The sequence below is a fragment of the Variovorax sp. GW821-FHT09B01 genome, from assembly GCF_059418345.1.
On sequence record NZ_JBWKPQ010000004.1, the window covers coordinates 317,352 to 332,605 of the forward strand.

General features: G+C 57.8%; 12 protein-coding genes. 9 read left to right on the forward strand and 3 right to left on the reverse strand.

What is annotated here, in order from left to right; genetic code table 11:
- Positions 1–58 precede the first annotated feature (58 nt).
- The 6 genes from AC07RV_RS15990 to tfpZ all read left to right on the forward strand — a co-directional run bounded on the left by AC07RV_RS15990 (position 59) and on the right by tfpZ (position 7,374).
- The gene (locus tag AC07RV_RS15990) at positions 59–709 is read left to right on the forward strand and encodes an FHA domain-containing protein (RefSeq protein ID WP_093351487.1); all 651 of its coding nucleotides are present in this window, start codon (positions 59–61) and stop codon (positions 707–709) included.
- A gap of 57 nt (positions 710–766) precedes the next feature.
- Positions 767–3,028, forward strand: coding sequence for a CHASE2 domain-containing protein (locus tag AC07RV_RS15995; protein ID WP_296774843.1), 2,262 nt, complete (start codon positions 767–769; stop codon positions 3,026–3,028).
- A gap of 26 nt (positions 3,029–3,054) precedes the next feature.
- Positions 3,055–3,858, forward strand: coding sequence for a 3',5'-cyclic-nucleotide phosphodiesterase (locus tag AC07RV_RS16000; RefSeq protein WP_093351479.1), 804 nt, complete (start codon positions 3,055–3,057; stop codon positions 3,856–3,858).
- A 221-nt stretch (positions 3,859–4,079) separates the two neighbouring features.
- Positions 4,080–4,568, forward strand: coding sequence for a pilin (locus AC07RV_RS16005; RefSeq protein ID WP_296774845.1), 489 nt, complete (start codon positions 4,080–4,082; stop codon positions 4,566–4,568).
- 122 nt (positions 4,569–4,690) lie between these two features.
- Positions 4,691–6,631: a glycosyltransferase family protein gene (locus AC07RV_RS16010; RefSeq protein WP_296774846.1), complete on the forward strand. Its 1,941-nt coding sequence runs from the start codon at positions 4,691–4,693 to the stop codon at positions 6,629–6,631.
- Positions 6,628–7,374: a TfpX/TfpZ family type IV pilin accessory protein gene (tfpZ, locus tag AC07RV_RS16015; RefSeq protein ID WP_296774850.1), complete on the forward strand. Its 747-nt coding sequence runs from the start codon at positions 6,628–6,630 to the stop codon at positions 7,372–7,374. The genes AC07RV_RS16010 and tfpZ overlap by 4 nt, the downstream gene beginning before the upstream one ends.
- Here the strand turns inward: tfpZ and AC07RV_RS16020 are convergent.
- Both AC07RV_RS16020 and AC07RV_RS16025 read right to left on the reverse strand, forming a co-directional pair.
- Positions 7,358–7,789 (reverse strand): divergent PAP2 family protein, encoded by a 432-nt coding sequence (locus AC07RV_RS16020; RefSeq protein ID WP_296774853.1) that lies wholly within the window; start codon positions 7,787–7,789, stop codon positions 7,358–7,360. The two genes, tfpZ and AC07RV_RS16020, sit on opposite strands and share 17 nt — an antisense overlap.
- Positions 7,790–7,795: 6 nt before the next feature.
- On the reverse strand, positions 7,796–8,680 hold the full coding sequence (locus tag AC07RV_RS16025) for a decaprenyl-phosphate phosphoribosyltransferase (RefSeq protein WP_296774856.1): 885 nt from the start codon (positions 8,678–8,680) through the stop codon (positions 7,796–7,798).
- A gap of 25 nt (positions 8,681–8,705) precedes the next feature.
- Here AC07RV_RS16025 and AC07RV_RS16030 point away from each other — a divergent pair, with 25 nt between their 5' ends.
- The 3 genes from AC07RV_RS16030 to AC07RV_RS16040 are packed head-to-tail and all read left to right on the forward strand — an operon-like array spanning position 8,706 to position 11,154.
- Positions 8,706–9,107, forward strand: coding sequence for a GtrA family protein (locus AC07RV_RS16030; protein ID WP_296774859.1), 402 nt, complete (start codon positions 8,706–8,708; stop codon positions 9,105–9,107).
- Entirely contained in the window at positions 9,104–10,402 is a 1,299-nt protein-coding gene (locus tag AC07RV_RS16035) for an FAD-binding oxidoreductase (RefSeq protein ID WP_296774861.1), read from the forward strand. The genes AC07RV_RS16030 and AC07RV_RS16035 overlap by 4 nt, the downstream gene beginning before the upstream one ends.
- Before the next feature lie 5 nt (positions 10,403–10,407).
- Positions 10,408–11,154, forward strand: coding sequence for an SDR family NAD(P)-dependent oxidoreductase (locus AC07RV_RS16040; protein WP_296774864.1), 747 nt, complete (start codon positions 10,408–10,410; stop codon positions 11,152–11,154).
- Between the two features lie 142 nt (positions 11,155–11,296).
- On the opposite strand, the gene AC07RV_RS16045 is transcribed toward AC07RV_RS16040, so the two are convergent.
- Entirely contained in the window at positions 11,297–15,226 is a 3,930-nt protein-coding gene (locus AC07RV_RS16045; protein ID WP_296774867.1) for a pilus assembly protein, read from the reverse strand.
- Between the last annotated feature and the right edge of the window lie 28 nt (positions 15,227–15,254).

The window sequence follows — 15,254 nt, forward strand, 5'->3', positions numbered from 1 at the left end:
CGGATGCATCCGCCGCGTCGTCGTCGGCCCCGCGACAATTGCAATCAGGGAGTCGGCAGTGCCGAGAATGAGTATCTCGATCGATGGTGTCGTCATTCGGGAAGTGACGCTCGCGAAGGACCGTACCACCCTCGGGCGGCGCGCCTACAACGACATCGTGGTCGACAATCTCGCGGTGAGCGGCGAGCATGCCGTTCTGACCCTGCGCGGTGGCGATGTCCAAATTGAAGACCTCAACAGCACCAACGGCACCTACGTCAATGCAGTGGCCGTGCAGAAGCGGACGCTCAAGGACAACGATGTCATCGAGGTCGGCGGCTGCCGCATCCACTACCGCGCGCGCAGCGTCGCGCCCGCGGCCGGCACGCCGGTCCAGGTCGTCGTCGGCACCGAGTCTTCCGCCCCCATTCCGCTGTCCGCCGCGCCCACCGAATCGGGCGCGCTGGTCGAGCTTGGGGTGCCGGTGCTGCGCGTGCTGGCCGGCGAGAACGCCGGGCACGACCTGCCGCTGCAGAAGGTCGTCACCACCGTCGGCAAGCCCGGCGTCGCCGTCGCGGTGGTCACGCGCCGCCGCCAGGGCTACGTGGCGGCGAGCGTCATGGGCGCCGTTCTGCTCAACGGCGAGCCGCTGGGTGTCGAGGCCGTCGCGCTGCACGAGCGCGACCTGCTCGAGCTCGGCACCCTGCGCCTGCAGTTCGCACGGGTCTGAGCCGCGGGTCTTCCGTCGGCGAACCGGCCCCGATTCCGACCCCGGTTCCGGTCGATCATGAGTGCATTGCGGCGCCATTGGGCGCGCATCGCCGTCACCCTGCTGCCCGTGTTGCTGGCGCTGGCGCATGCCACCGGACTCTGGCACGCCGGCATGCTCGAGCGCCTCGACCACCTGATCTACGACGTGCGCCTGCGCGCCACCATGCCGGGTACCTTCGATCCGCGCATCGTGATCGTCGACGTCGACGACGCGAGCCTCGCGCGCCAGGGGCAATGGCCGTGGCCGCGCGACAAGGTGGCGCGGCTCGCGACCGAGCTGCTGTCGCACCAGCAGGCCAAGGTCGTGGGCTTCGACGTCATGTTCGTCGAGCCCGACCGCAGCTCGGGCATCGACCGGCTGCGCGAGCTGGCGGACGGCCCGCTGCGCGGCATCCCGGGGCTCGCCGGCGAGGTCGAGAAACTCGCGCCCTCGCTCGACAACGATGCCGTGCTGGCGCGCACGCTCGCCGGTCGGCCCGTGGCGCTCGGCTACTACTTCACGCAGGCCGAAACGCCGCGCGCCCGCGGCGCCTTGCCCGCCGCGCCGCTGTGGCCCGCCGACGCGCTGCCCGCGAAGCAGGGCTACACCACCCACTGGAACGGCTTCGGCGCCAGCCTGCCGGTGCTCGCGCAGGCCGCGCCCAGCGGGGGCTTTCTCAACACTCTGGTCGGCGAGAGCGATGACGGCGTGATCCGCAGCGTGCCGCTGATCGCGCGCTACGACGGCGACCGGGCCCGGCCCGGCTACTACGAGTCGCTCGCGCTGGCCGTCTACCGGCTCGCCAACGGCTCGCCGCCGGTGGTACCCGCACTGGTGCCCGACAGTCCGGTCGCGCAGCTCGAGTCGCTGCGCATCGGCGAACTGCGCGTGCCGGTCGATCGCAACGCCAGCGTGCAGGTGCCGTTCCGCGGCCCGGGCGGAAGCCGCGGCGGCTCGTTCCGCTACGTGGCCGCCGCCGACGTGCTCGAGGGCCGGCTCGCGCCCGAGGAGCTGAAGGACAAGATCGTGCTCGTCGGCGCCACCGCGCCGGGCCTGCAGGATCTGCGCGCCACGCCCGCGGCACCTTCCTTCGCCGGCGTCGAGGTGCATGCCAACATCGTCTCGGCGCTGCTCGACGACCGCCTGCTCGCCGTGCCCGACTACGCGCCCGGCTACGAGGTGCTGACCGTGTTCATCGCCGGCATCGCGCTGGCCATCGGCCTGTCGCTGCTGCCCGCGCTGCGCGCCGTGGCCTTCATGCTGGCCGTGGCCGCGCTGCTGGTCGGGCTCAACACCTGGCTCTACGTCGCCCACGGCCTGGTGCTGCCGCTGGCCTCGACGCTGGCCATGGTCGCGCTCGCCTTCCTGCTCAACATGAGCTGGGGCTACCTGGTCGAGTCGCGCGCGCGCCGCGGCCTCGTGCAGCTGTTCGGCACCTACGTGCCGCCGCAGCTCGTCGACGAGATGCTGGAGCGCCCCGGTCACTACAGCATGCGCGCCGAGAGCAAGACCATGACCGTCATGTTCTGCGACATGCGCGACTTCACGCGCTTCTCGGAGCAGATGTCGCCGGCCGAGCTGCAGGCCTTCCTCAACACCGTGTTCAGCCGCCTCACCGACGTCATCACCGCGCACCGCGGCACCGTCGACAAGTACATGGGCGATTGCGTCATGGCCTTCTGGGGCGCGCCGCTCGAGACGCCCGACCACGCCAGCCTCGCCGTCAATGCCGCGCTCGACATGGCCGAGGCCGTGCAGGACCTCAACCGCATCCACCGCTCCATCGGCCGGCCCGAGATCAGCATCGGCATCGGCCTCAACAGCGGCGTCATGAGCGTGGGCGACATGGGATCGGCCGCGCGGCGCAGCTACACCGTGGTCGGCGACGCGGTCAACCTGGCCTCGCGCCTCGAGGGCCTCAGTGGCCACTACGGCGTCGAGATAGTCGCCAGCGGTGGCACGCGCGAGTTCGCGCCGGCCTATGTCTGGCAGGAGCTCGACAGCGTGTTCGTCAAGGGCCGAGCCCAGGCCGTCGCCGTGTTCACGCCGCTGGCCGTCGCCCTGGACGAAGCCGACGTCGTCGCCGTGCGCGAGGCGCACCGGCTCGAACGCTGGGCCGAGGTGCTGGCCGCCTACCGGCGCCAAGACTGGGCCTTGGGCCGAAACTTGCTGGACCCCCTCCTCGTGGCCGATGCCAAAAAAGTCCTTTACCAGCTCTACGCGCAGAGATTAGCCTCGATGGCGTTGCGTCCCCACGACCCGTCGTGGGACGGTGCGACCCGGTTCGAAACCAAATGACAGACACAGACAAGGGGTCTCTCACAATGCAGGTTCGTGTGCTGGGTTGCTCGGGCGCCATCGCCAAAGACTGCCGCACCACCTCTTTCCTGGTCGATACCGACCTGCTCGTCGATGCCGGCACCGGCGTCGGCGATCTCACCCTCGAAGAAATGGCCGGCGTCGACGACATGGTGCTCACGCACTGCCATCTCGACCACATTGCCGCCCTGCCCCTGATGCTCGACGCCGTCGGCGGCCGTCGCACCCGGCCGCTGCGCGTGCATGCGCTGCGCGCCACCATCGAGGCGCTGCGCGCCCATGTCTTCAACAACATCATCTGGCCCGATTTCGAGAGCATCCCGAGTCCCGAGGCGCCCTTCGTCACCTTCCACGACATCGCCGTCGGCCAGACCCTGCTGCTCGGCAGCGCCACGCCCAAGCGCATCGAGGTGCTGCCGGCCGTGCACACCGTGCCCGCCTGCGGCTTCGCCGTGAGCCGTGCCGACGGCGGTGCCCATTGGGTCTTCAGCGGCGACACCGAGCGCAACGCGCCGTTCTGGGACCGCGTCAACGCGCTCGAGGTCGCGATGCTCGTCATCGAGACCGCCTTCAGCAACCGCGAACAAGCCTTGGCGGAACGCAGCCTGCACCTGTCGCCCACCATGCTGGCCGACGAGCTGGCTCACATCGAGCCCGGCAAGGACTACCCGATCTACATCACCCACACCAAGCCGGCCGAAACCGAGGAGATCATGAGCCAGATCGAATCGCTGGCCGGCCGGCAGGTCCCGGGGCTCGCGCAGCGGGACATCCGCTGGCTCAAGGCGGACGGCATCCTGACCTTCTGAGCCCGGCCGCGCGGCCGGGATGGCATGACAAATTTGTCACCATGTGTCGCATCTTGATACATCTTCTGTCACACGCAGTAACGCCAATGTGGTCAGGGGTGACGCGTTAGGTCGCTGACGGGGCGGCAAAACGGGTGGCACGGATGCTGCGGAAGGTTCCACGCTCCGGGGGGAGGACTCCCGGGAGTGACAACCAACCCAACCAACCTGGAGTTAGTGAAATGAACCGTCGTTCCATCGCACGCAATGTGCAGAAGGGTTTCACCCTTATTGAATTGATGATCGTTGTGGCGATCATTGGTATCTTGGCGGCTGTGGCGCTGCCGGCTTATCAGGACTACGTGACCCGTGGTCAAGTGACCGAGGCCGTGACCCTTGGCGGTGGCCTGAAGCAGCCGCTGGCCGAGTACGGCGCGGACAAGAATGCTTGGCCCACGCTGCTCGTCTCGCCAATGGCAACGCCTTCCGCAGGGCAGCTGAATGCGAACCTCATCGGTAAGTACAGCACCGTTGCCGATTCGATCAGTGGTGCCTATCCCGCAGGTACGATTACCGTTGGCATGACGGCGGGTAAGGCCAGCGGTGGCACCCTGACGTTTGTAACGGCCAATGGTGGCAGCACCTGGGCTTGTGGCACTGCATCGGTTGATGGCGTGGCTGGTACTTCCTCCATCGAAGTCAAATACCTGCCGAACGCTTGCAAGCCCTGATAAAAGATTTGAATTCTTTGATCAAAAGCGAGCCCGAAAGGGCTTGCTTTTTTTTTGCTTTACTGGCGTAAGTGCAAATAACCTTGGACTGCAAGAATCAAAATGAAGAGATGGGAGTGTAGATGAAGGCGCTATGTCAATGGGTAAAAAGCCACCAATTTTTTGCGGCAACAATAATGTTGCCGCTGTTAAGCGTTGCACTTTATTGGCAGGTTTTGGGTTTTGAGTACGTCTGGGACGACAACCTGCTCTTTTTAGACAAGTCAGCGCTTTTAAATGATGCTCTCAGCTGGAGGTTGCTTGCAGAACCAGTGCTCCCAGGTACAAGCTACCTCAGACCCTTAGTGTTCTTGACTTTATATGCCGAATTCCATATTTTTGGTCAAAAGCCGCTGGTGTCGCATGTAATTAATCTCTTGATTTATACGTGCAATGTATGGCTCGTATTTTATGTTTGCAGACAGCTCTTGATGCAATTGAGGCGGCAACATTGCACATCACTAGCTTTTTTAGCTGGCGTTGTTTATGCAGTTCATCCGGCGCTCGTGGAGACGACAGCTTGGGTTGCGGGTCGATTCGACTTGATGTCAACATTCTTCATTCTGGCGGCGATTGCGATTTATACCTATAAACCCGGCTCTCCGAGTTTGCCGCGTTCGATTTTCGCAGTCACTTTGATGGCGGGAGCCCTTTTAAGCAAGGAGTTGGGCGCAGTCTTGCCCATGGTGCTGTTGTGCATTTGGCTCGCGATCCAAGGGAAAGGGCGTTCGTGGATGGGGCGCAACGGTCTTGCCAAGGAAGTGCTCATTCAAAATCGGTACCTGTTGCTGTTGTCGGCCGTGATTTTTGGGGCATATGTTATTTTGCGCAAAAATTCCGCAGGAGGGATATATCACAGCACCATGTCGGTCGAATATATTCGCGACGTAATAATTCAAGGATTGACTCCACTCGAAGCGCTGAAGTTTTATGCTGTGAAGATTTTCTTTCCATTCAGTTCGATCAACCCTTTGCATCCCGCCTACGAGCTGAAACCACATGGCATTCCGGAGATGGTAGCGAGCGTTCTTGTCGTCGGCGCGCTACTTTTTCTGTCCCTTCAGTGTTTAAGGAACAAAAGCCCGGCTGCATGGGTTTTTGGGGCCGGAATGTTTTGTCTGCTTCCTGTACTTCACTTCATTCCTTTGAGCACAGGAGGAAATATTGGGCACGAAAGATTTCTGACGGCGCCATTGGCATTCTTTTGCATTTCGATGGTGTTGGTGGACTATAAGTCGCTGATCGAATTCACCGGCTTGAGAGGTCAATTTGCAAATCGATGGCTTTTGGTTGCCGCGACGGGATGGATTTTTATAGCTCTCCTCACAACGTATACAGTCCTGCCCATATGGTCTTCCGATCTTCGGCTTTGGAATTGGGCGTATCATAAACATCCCAATTTTTTCTTTGCTCAATACAATTACATGTATGGAGCGCTCAAGGCAGGTCGAGCCGATCTGGTGGAAAAAGAAATTAATTTCGTGAGGGAAAGGGACGGAGGGCTAGATGTTCCCGATCAAATTATCTATGCAAACCTGTTGCTGCGAAAAGGGGATCCCGAAAGCCTTGATTATCTTCGAGGGATAATGTTCGCTCTTCCAAAATTCCATGAAATGAAAGATGGAGAACGAAAAGTACTCGGCATGCCTGTCCCAAAAATTGGCATTGCAGGTGTATACGGAGATTATGCGCTTGGGCTGATGATGTTTAAGGGCGATGCCGTCTCTGCACTTAAATATAGCAAGATCGCTGAGTGGTATTTGGCTGAAAGTGAAAAAATTGCCTTATTTTACCCGAGAGTGGCAATTCTTCTTGCGCTTGGACGAGACAGGGATGCTCAAGATCTTTTCGATAGCTTGGAGCCACTGTTTTATTCAAAAAAAGAGCGGCTTAAAAAAGACCCTGCATTGATTCTCGAAAAATATTGCAAGGCCTCTTCTGGCGAGGATGCTTCCAGATGCCGCGACCTTATAGAAAAGGCGAAAAAAATGGCGGAAAAAAGCGCAGGCGCTGAGATTCCATGATGAGTTTTATTGTCAAGAATAAGCTGAGCGCTGTCGGTTGGCAGATTACGTACTCATCTGTTTTCTTGGCGGTTGTTTATTTCTTTGTGTTTTTATTGTGGTATCCCCACCCACTAGAGAAAACGGCCGAGGTTGTAAAAGTTTTTGGCGTTTTGGCGCTGGTGAATTTGGTGCTCGGGCCAGCGCTTACGTTTGTTTTGTATAAAGAGGATAAGAAAAAGCTGGTTATTGATTTGTTGGTGATGTTTTTATTGCAATTGATTGCGTGCGCATATGGAGTATTTGTTCTTGCCCAAGGTCGGCCGCAGTGGCTCGTGTTCGTGGTCGACGACTTCGAAGTTGTACGCCCAGTAGATGTCGATCTTAAAGGGCACGACAGGCTCAACGCCGAGATGGTGGCTTCCTTTTTTCATGGCCCCAAGGTGGTCGCAGCTGTGTACTCCGGTGATCAAGAAATTCGGCTAAAGCAAAAGCAAGACGAGTTGATTTTGGGAAAAAGCTTTGCTAAAGAATTAGAGGCCTATCAAGTGCTTGCGACCCAAGCAGCCAAGATAAGAGAAAAAGCGCGCAAGCTTGTTGACTTGGAGCAGTTCAACCCAAAGCAGGATGTAGCGGCCACCCGAATGAAGTGGGCTGCAGCAACCGGATGGTTACCGCTCAAGGGTAATCAGAGGGATATGGTGATTCTTCTCAATAAAGAGGGCGCGGTCATCACCATAGCCGATCTTAGACCTTGGAATTGATCAAGGTTGTAATGATTACTGCGACCGATATACCGACGAAAATTCCGGCTCCGACTTCGATGCAGCTATGGCCCATTCGCTCACGCAACGGCGTGGTTCCAGTCGAAGGGTTATCCAGCTTGTTGAGGAGAGCCGCGTGCTTGCCAACCTCGCGGCGCAAGCTGGTGGCATCTAGCACCACAATAAATGCGAGCGCGAGCGCTACTCCGAAGGCTGGATGATCGAAACCCTGTTTAAGGGCCACCAGTGCTGCGACACTGGTTACGATCGCGGTGTGATTGCTTGGCAACCCGCCGTACCCAATCAATCCAAAAGCTAGTTTGCGAGCTCGAACGCTATTGATGACAAGCTTTAACGTTCCCGCAACCAGCCATGCCAAAAATGGGGTGAAGAGGTATGAAAAATCAGTTCTCATGGTGGTTCAGGCACCGTTTGGCCAAAGTGCCCAAACGCATGCAGCAATCCAAAGCAACACCGTCAATATCAGCTGCCAATCTGCGAGTAATGCATCTGTGGGAGACTCCCCGCCGTCCAGTTTTTCCACCACGTACCAATATCGAAACAATCCAAAGAGCACGAGTGGCACTGTGAACACCAATTGCGGCCGAGCCGACATAACAAACATGCTATAGAAGACAAGTGCCCCAGTTGCAGACATTTCTGCGTAGCGATCAACCAGCGATAGTGAATATTTTTCTAGTACTTTTCGACCGTCGGTTCCGCTGAGGCTCAACTCCTGTCGGCGCTTGATTGCCGCCAAGTATAAAGCGAGGCACAGGGTAGTAACGAACATCCAACTCGAAACAGGAACAGACAGCGCCATGGCGCCTGCGTAAACGCGCAAAACGAAGCCAATGGCAATCGAAAAAATATCCGCAACCGGCTGGTGCTTGAGCACAAAGGTATATGCAATATTGAGCGCCATATATGCTGCAATCACGAAAACAACTCTGGGCGCCCAGAACCAAGCGGTAATTTGTATTCCATAAAGAACGATAAGCAGCCCAATTCCCACGGAAACTGAGGTTGCTCCCGAAGCAAGTGGCCGAGTCTTCGATTTTCTAGGATGTTTGCGATCTCTTTCTATATCGTGAATATCGTTGATGATGTAGGTGGCCGAAGAGCCAAGGCAAAAGAGGATTGCAGCCAAAAAAGCTGCCGCCACCGAATTGAGATTGATGAATTCTCCGGTAAAAATAAGCGGAGCCAAAACAAACCCATTCTTGACCCACTGCTTGGGTCGCATAAGAGAAATGAGTCCGCGTACCTGCATCATGAAAGGCGAGAGCAAAGGTGATTCATGCATGGAAAATTGAGGGAGCGACATTAAAATGAATTTGGTAGTTGCTTACATGTTCTTTGCACTGGTGGCGACTGTTGCGAACATCGCATCGCAAGAGGTTGCAATTCTGAAATACGACGGGCCCTTCAGTATCCAAGTCTCCATATTTTTTGGTACTGCCGTGGGATTGTTAGTGAAGTACTTTTTGGACAAAAAATACATATTCCGATTTCAAACGCATAGCACGAAACATGGTGTCAAAGTCCTCATTCTCTATGTTTCAATGGGTTTGTTGACAACTGCTATTTTCTGGGGGTTTGAGTTTGGCTTCCATGTTTTTTTTGCTTCCCGTGAAATGCGCTACCTTGGAGGCGTCATTGGGTTGTCAATTGGTTATGCCGCAAAATATTACCTCGACAAGCACTATGTGTTTAGAAAGGAGAACCCATGAGGCGCGTCTCGTCTTGGGGACGACTTTCTCGTGATTTGCATGAAGTTGTGACTATCCGCTCGCCCAGCGATGCTGCGTCCGTGCTCACTCGGCACCACCCAGGGATCGCGTATGGCGCGGGGCGAAGCTATGGCGACGTCTGCCTTAATGCTGGCGGCCTGTTGTGGAGCACTGAAAGCCTCGATCATTTAGTACATTTCGACGAAAAAACAGGTCGATTACGCTGCGAAGCTGGAGTGTTGCTGCGCGATATCCAACAGCTGGCCACCCCCCGCGGCTGGATGCTGCCTGTCACTCCCGGAACGCAGCTGGTCACAGTAGGGGGGGCAATCGCAAATGATGTCCATGGAAAAAACCACCACGTGCAGGGCACTTTCGGAAATCATATTAGATGGCTGAAATTGATTCGCACTGATGGTGAGATCATCGAATGTGGACCGTTTGAACGTCAAGATTGGTTCGCTGCGACCGTGGGGGGCATGGGTTTGACTGGTCTTGTGCTAGAGGTCGAAATTCAACTTCGCCACGTGAGCGGCCCTTGGATGGATGTGGAGACCCTTTCCTATGAAAGCTTGGATGAATTTTTTACCCTGGCGGATTCCTCTGAAAAAGCGTGGGAGCACACGGTTTCGTGGATTGACTGCGCCGGATCAAAAAATGGCCGAGGACTATTCATGCGGGCGAATCATGGGCAAGAAAAAAATCGCGTGACGGTATCAAAGAAAAAGATATCCATGCCTTTTACTCCACCAGTCTCTCTCGTCAATGGGGTAACACTGCGCTCCTTTAATGCAGCCTATTTCCACTTGAGGCGAATAAAGTCGGTTCAAACTGTCGCGCACTATGAGAGAGTTTTTTATCCCCTGGATAATATCGGGGGGTGGAATAAAATTTACGGACCTCGAGGTTTCTACCAATACCAGAGCATCGTGCCTCGGGCTTTGCAGGGTGAGGCAATCAAGGCCATGTTGAATGAAATTATCAAATTCGGAGAGGGTTCTTTTTTGGCCGTTCTAAAGACGTTTGGCGATCGAATTGCCCCTGGAATGCTGAGTTTTCCTGCTTGCGGTGCGACACTGGCCTTAGACTTTCCCAACCGCGGTGCCCGGACTCTATCTCTTTTCGATCGCCTCGATTCGATAGTACGTGAAGCGGGTGGGCGAATCTATTGTGCAAAGGATGCTCGCATGTCACGCTCTTTGTTCGAGGCAGGCTATTCGCGTTTGCCGGATTTTTTGAGTTACCGGGATCCAGGAATCAGCTCTGCGATGTCTCGGCGCCTGATGGGATATTGAATTCAATGTTCAGAAAAATAGTCATTATCGGCGCGACGTCCTCCATCGCCGAGCATTGCGCAAGAAATTGGGTCGCGACGGAGAGCGTAGATCTGATACTGGTGGGCCGAGATTTGCAGCGCGTTGAACGGGTAGCGGCAGATTTGCGCGTCAGAAGTCCCACATCCCGAATTCGATCGGTCAAAGCGAATTTTTCGACCCCCGACGCTATTTTTGATACGGTTCACGCGTTGGTCACCGAATCCGTTCCCGATATCGTTCTCATTGCTCACGGCTCCCTGCCGGATCAGAAGGCTTGCCAACATAACCTTCAGCTGGTGAATGAAGCTTTGGGTATCAACGGCATCTCTTCCGTGCTTTTTGCGGAAGCCTTCGCAACATCGATGGAGGAAGTCGGCCACGGGACGATTGCGATCATCGGATCGGTTGCGGGTGATCGTGGTCGAAAAACCAATTACATCTATGGCGCGGCCAAAGGGCTCGTCGCCCGATATGCCGAGGGGCTACAGCACCGTCTTGCCGCAAAGGGTGTGATTGTGGTTCTTATCAAGCCGGGTCCAACGGATACGCCCATGACTGCAGATCTAAAAAGTCGAGGCGCGCGGCTCGCTTCGGTCGAAAAAGTTGCAAAAAAAGTCGTGGAAGGCATCCATTCTGGGCGCAGCACGATTTACGTTCCAGGAAAATGGCGATGGATCATGCTCGTGATTCGAAATTTGCCTGCTTTTGTTTTCAACAAGTTGAATATTTAGTTTCGTTTTATCGGATTGAAATTTTCAATAAATCGAGGCTAAATTCGCATCCGATTCAGAGGGTGAAGAGTGCGAATTGGAACTTTTCAAGTTTCAAAACTAAAAAATGGGTGAGTAGAATTGCGTCCAGCGGTCTGAGGGATTATTGCGTGAGTTCACGCCACGAAGTCCGCTGCGGCGTGATGCTTGAACTCGTGCTCGACGGCGTCCTCACCAGCGAAGTCGTGCCATCACTGAGCTGCCGCAAAAGCCGTAGCGTTCCATCTGCCAGCTTCACGAAACTCTGCCCCACGATCACGGAATTGGCGCTAACAAGTGCTCCGGCCTTGTTCTCCAGCGCGGCGCCACTGGCCGTGTTCAACAGGTAGTTCCACGAGCTACCACCGGAGCTGCATGCATCACCGGTAGGGATCGCTGTGGAAATCGCGAGAACGCTGCCTTGGAGCGCGATATCGACGAAGACGCGCTCACCCGACTGAGGCAGATCTACCTTCCAGCCGTTCTGCGTCGTCCAGTTGACCGGGTTGCTAGTGATCGTGGCTTCATTGTTCGATACGGTGAGGGTTTGCTGCACCAGCGTCGTACCGGCCCGCACGTCGCCGAGGCCCGTGCTCGCGAGCGAATCCTTGATGGCATAGATGCTCTGCTGAGTCGTGTTGGTGATGTCGCCCGTGCTCATGTAGCGCCCGGTCCCGACGACGATGACCGGCTTGCCGTTCACCTGCGTCAAGCGAGGGCGCGTGGTAATGGGTTGCGGTGTCGTGCTATTGATCAGGAACTGGGCCAGCAGCATCGCGGAGTTGTAAGGCTGCGTCGCGCCATCGATGTCGAAGCGCCAGAGATTGCCCAGTTCATCGCCGCCATAGAAGCGCCTGGATGTATTGTCCGATTCTTGGTCGATCCATCCGTTGATCTTCGACAGTCCGCTCGGCGCGGAGGTACTGCCCACGCCCGTGCTGATGTCCGCGCGAGCTCTCGCGCCGGTGTTGGCGTTGAGCACGAAGAGCCGACCCACCCCGTCGCCAGGGCTGACGTTGTTGTAGCCCGACGCGAACGCCACGACCCATGTGCCATCCGCGCGCTTGGTGATGACGGGATTGCCGAAAGTCAGCCCCAGGTTGTCGTCGGTGAACTCCCACAGCGATCGCGGATTCTGCGGGTCCGTGATATCGAGCGCGTAGTAGCCGCGCCCGCCCTTGCCCATGCCACCGACGAGAATCGTCTTCCAGGCGTTGCCCACATAGATGTCGCCGACCACCGGGGCACCGTCGACCATGTAGTTGTGCTTGTTCGCATAGTTCGAATCGGCCAGGCGGTAGAGATTGGGCACCACGGTCGTGGGCACGTAGGCCCACAACTCGGCGCCGCCATCTGTCGTGTCGGCGGAGATCGCATGCAGCATGCCATCATTGGCTGCCACATAGATCATGGGCTTGCGATTCCTATTGTTCCGCACAAAGTCGGTGTAGCCCGCATCTGAATAGCCGAAATCCGGTTTGCTCACATATCTCGGGGCACCGTTGATGATGTCGCCCAGCACCCCTGCGCGAACGCGATACAGCGCTGCAGTGCTGCCGATCGCAGTGTTCGCTCTTTCATTGCTGCGGTCGCCACGGAGAAAGTTGACCAGGTTTGTTGAACTGTTGGCCAAAGCTTTGTCAGCATCGCTCAAGGTCTGGCACTGAGTCACCCCTGTGTGGCTTGCGTTTCCGCACAGGTTGAAGTGATCGCCTAGTCCATCGGCGGTGAGATTGGCGGAGGTGAACGCGCCCAGCGCACTGGTACTTGAGCGGCGGTAGTAAATGGTGCGTGCGGTGTACGTCGTGCCGGTCAGTTTGGTCTGCGCAGACCATGTGGGGTTGGCACTGATCGTGGCGTTCGTGCCGTCCAGCGAATAGGCCTTCAGGTCCCCCGTCCAGGTTCCGGTCGTGTAGCTCGCGCTATAGACCTGATTGTTGTCGCCCGCCACGAGTTCAAGCGTGCTGGTCGTTGCGGCGGCGGAGGAACCCGTCACTTCCTGGATGGCGCTCACCACCCCGCTGATGGCTTCCGCAAGCTGCGTTGCATTGAGCGCCGAGTAGTACTGGCCACGACCGTTCACTGCGGCATGCCAGAGATCGTCGATGTTGCGGGCGTCGCCGGAGTTGCCCGAGATGTTGACGGTCTCGGGGACGGGCCAGTTGGTCGTGCCATTCGTCAAGTCGACATAGGACCCCGAGGTCTGCGTGAGGTAGTTGCGGTCGTAGGTCAACGTCCCGCTCACGCCCAGGCCGATGGTGAACGTGGTCATGTGCTGATGTCTCGCCGTATCGCGGCCAGATGTCGGAACGATGTCGCTGCAGACGTTCTGCGAGATTCCCGAGCTCGTCGAAGTGCAGTTGGTTGAGCGCAGGTCTGTCTTGTAGTAGTACGCGGCCACGTCAGCCAGGGAGTTCGAAGATCCCCCGGTGGAGTTGGTAGTCGAAGTCACGGTGGAGTAGACAGTCCCTGGCCCCGCGCTCGAAGCAGCCGTGAGTTGTGGAGACGTTCCAGGGAGTACATAGGTGCCCGCTCGGCAGGTACCGCTGTTGCTCGACGGCGCCGCGGCCTCGGGCGTCCATGTGCTGTTGTCGGTGGATGTCTGGTCCGTGGCCCTCACCCTGTAGGGGCTGTTATTGTTGTTGCAGCTGTTGGCCCCTCTGGTGCCGACCTGATAGGCCGTTCGGCTGTAGGTAGTGGTCGTCGTTGTGCCATCGAACAGGGGCCTTGCCTCCGTGCTGTCCTGATTGCCCACGTTGTTGCCATCCAGATCGAGGGCGGTGTAGCTGTTGCCCTCCGTCGCGCCTGGAGAGCCGCCCTTGTTCCAGTAACCATCGGTGGAGAGCAGCACGAAATTGCGTTGGCAAGCGTATTGGACCGGGTCGTTGGCTTCGGTCTGGCCGGAGAGGCGACGCCCGTAGTACCGGCCGATCTTGGAAAGCGCGCCGCGCAGAGGCGTACCGCCCGCTGCCGCTGCGGCATACAGCTTGGTATAGAGCGTCGTCTTCTGATCGCCGGTGAAGTCGCCAACGGGTTGGAAGCCATCGGACGTCGTCACCGTGGTGCTGCTGTTGATGGTCGAGAAGCCGAGGCGGTAGCCGTCGTCCAATGCCGCGAAAGCGCGGCCCACGGCCGTGCGCATCAGCAGGGTCCGGGTGCGGTAATACGAGTACCAGTTCGCGTAGTTCTGAGCTTCGCTCGATGTGCTGATGACGGTGAAGGTGTCGAACAGCGCGGTGCCAGAAGAGCTGCCGGTCTTGTAGTTGCACTCGTTGTAGAACGTGTCCTGGACCACGTCAGCGCTGGTGTAACGCCAAGCCATCTTGGCCCTCGTTCCCTTGTACTTGTAGTACACACTCCCCGTGAGGCGACTGAGCGTCCAATCCTTCGTGGCAGCCGTGCCGGTGGACTGGGTCACGTTGAGCACCATCGTGTACGTGAAGGTGCCAGAACCCGTGGTGGTCAGCGTGGTAATCGTCCCGATCATGGTGGCGCCCGACGACGTTACGGACACCAGACTCCCGACATCGATTCCCAGGTCGCTTTTGTAGGAGGTGCCGCTGAAGACGAAGGTCTTGCTTCCAGTGCCCGGGGTGATGTTCGCGGTCGTGGTCAGGGTTCTGCTTGCCGCCACCCCATTCAGATTCGTGGTGCTGCTCGACGAGCTGAAGCCGTCCTGCTTCGCCGCCGTGAAGGAGCTGTTCACCATCTCCGCCCCGGCCGCATCGAGCGGCGGCTTGTAGGTGATGCTCGGATCGTAGGCAACGCCGTTGCACTGCGCGCTTCTGAATCCGAAGGTGCCCGTGTCGCTCATCTCGTCGGGCATGTACTCGCGAGCCATACTGCCCGAGTCGTCCAGCACGAACATCAGGTTCGGCTTGGCGTGTGCGTTGGGGCTGGTGATCAGCGGTACGTCGGAAATTTCCGTGGCATCGCTGCGAACGGTGAAACCCACCGCGCCCAGCATCGTCAATGCCGCGGCAGCGATGAGGCCGATCTTCCTGCCGCTGGCACGAAGAGGGTTTCGGAACGTGGACAAGAATTGATTTGGCATGGTTGCGACTCCCGGTGCGAGAGCTTTC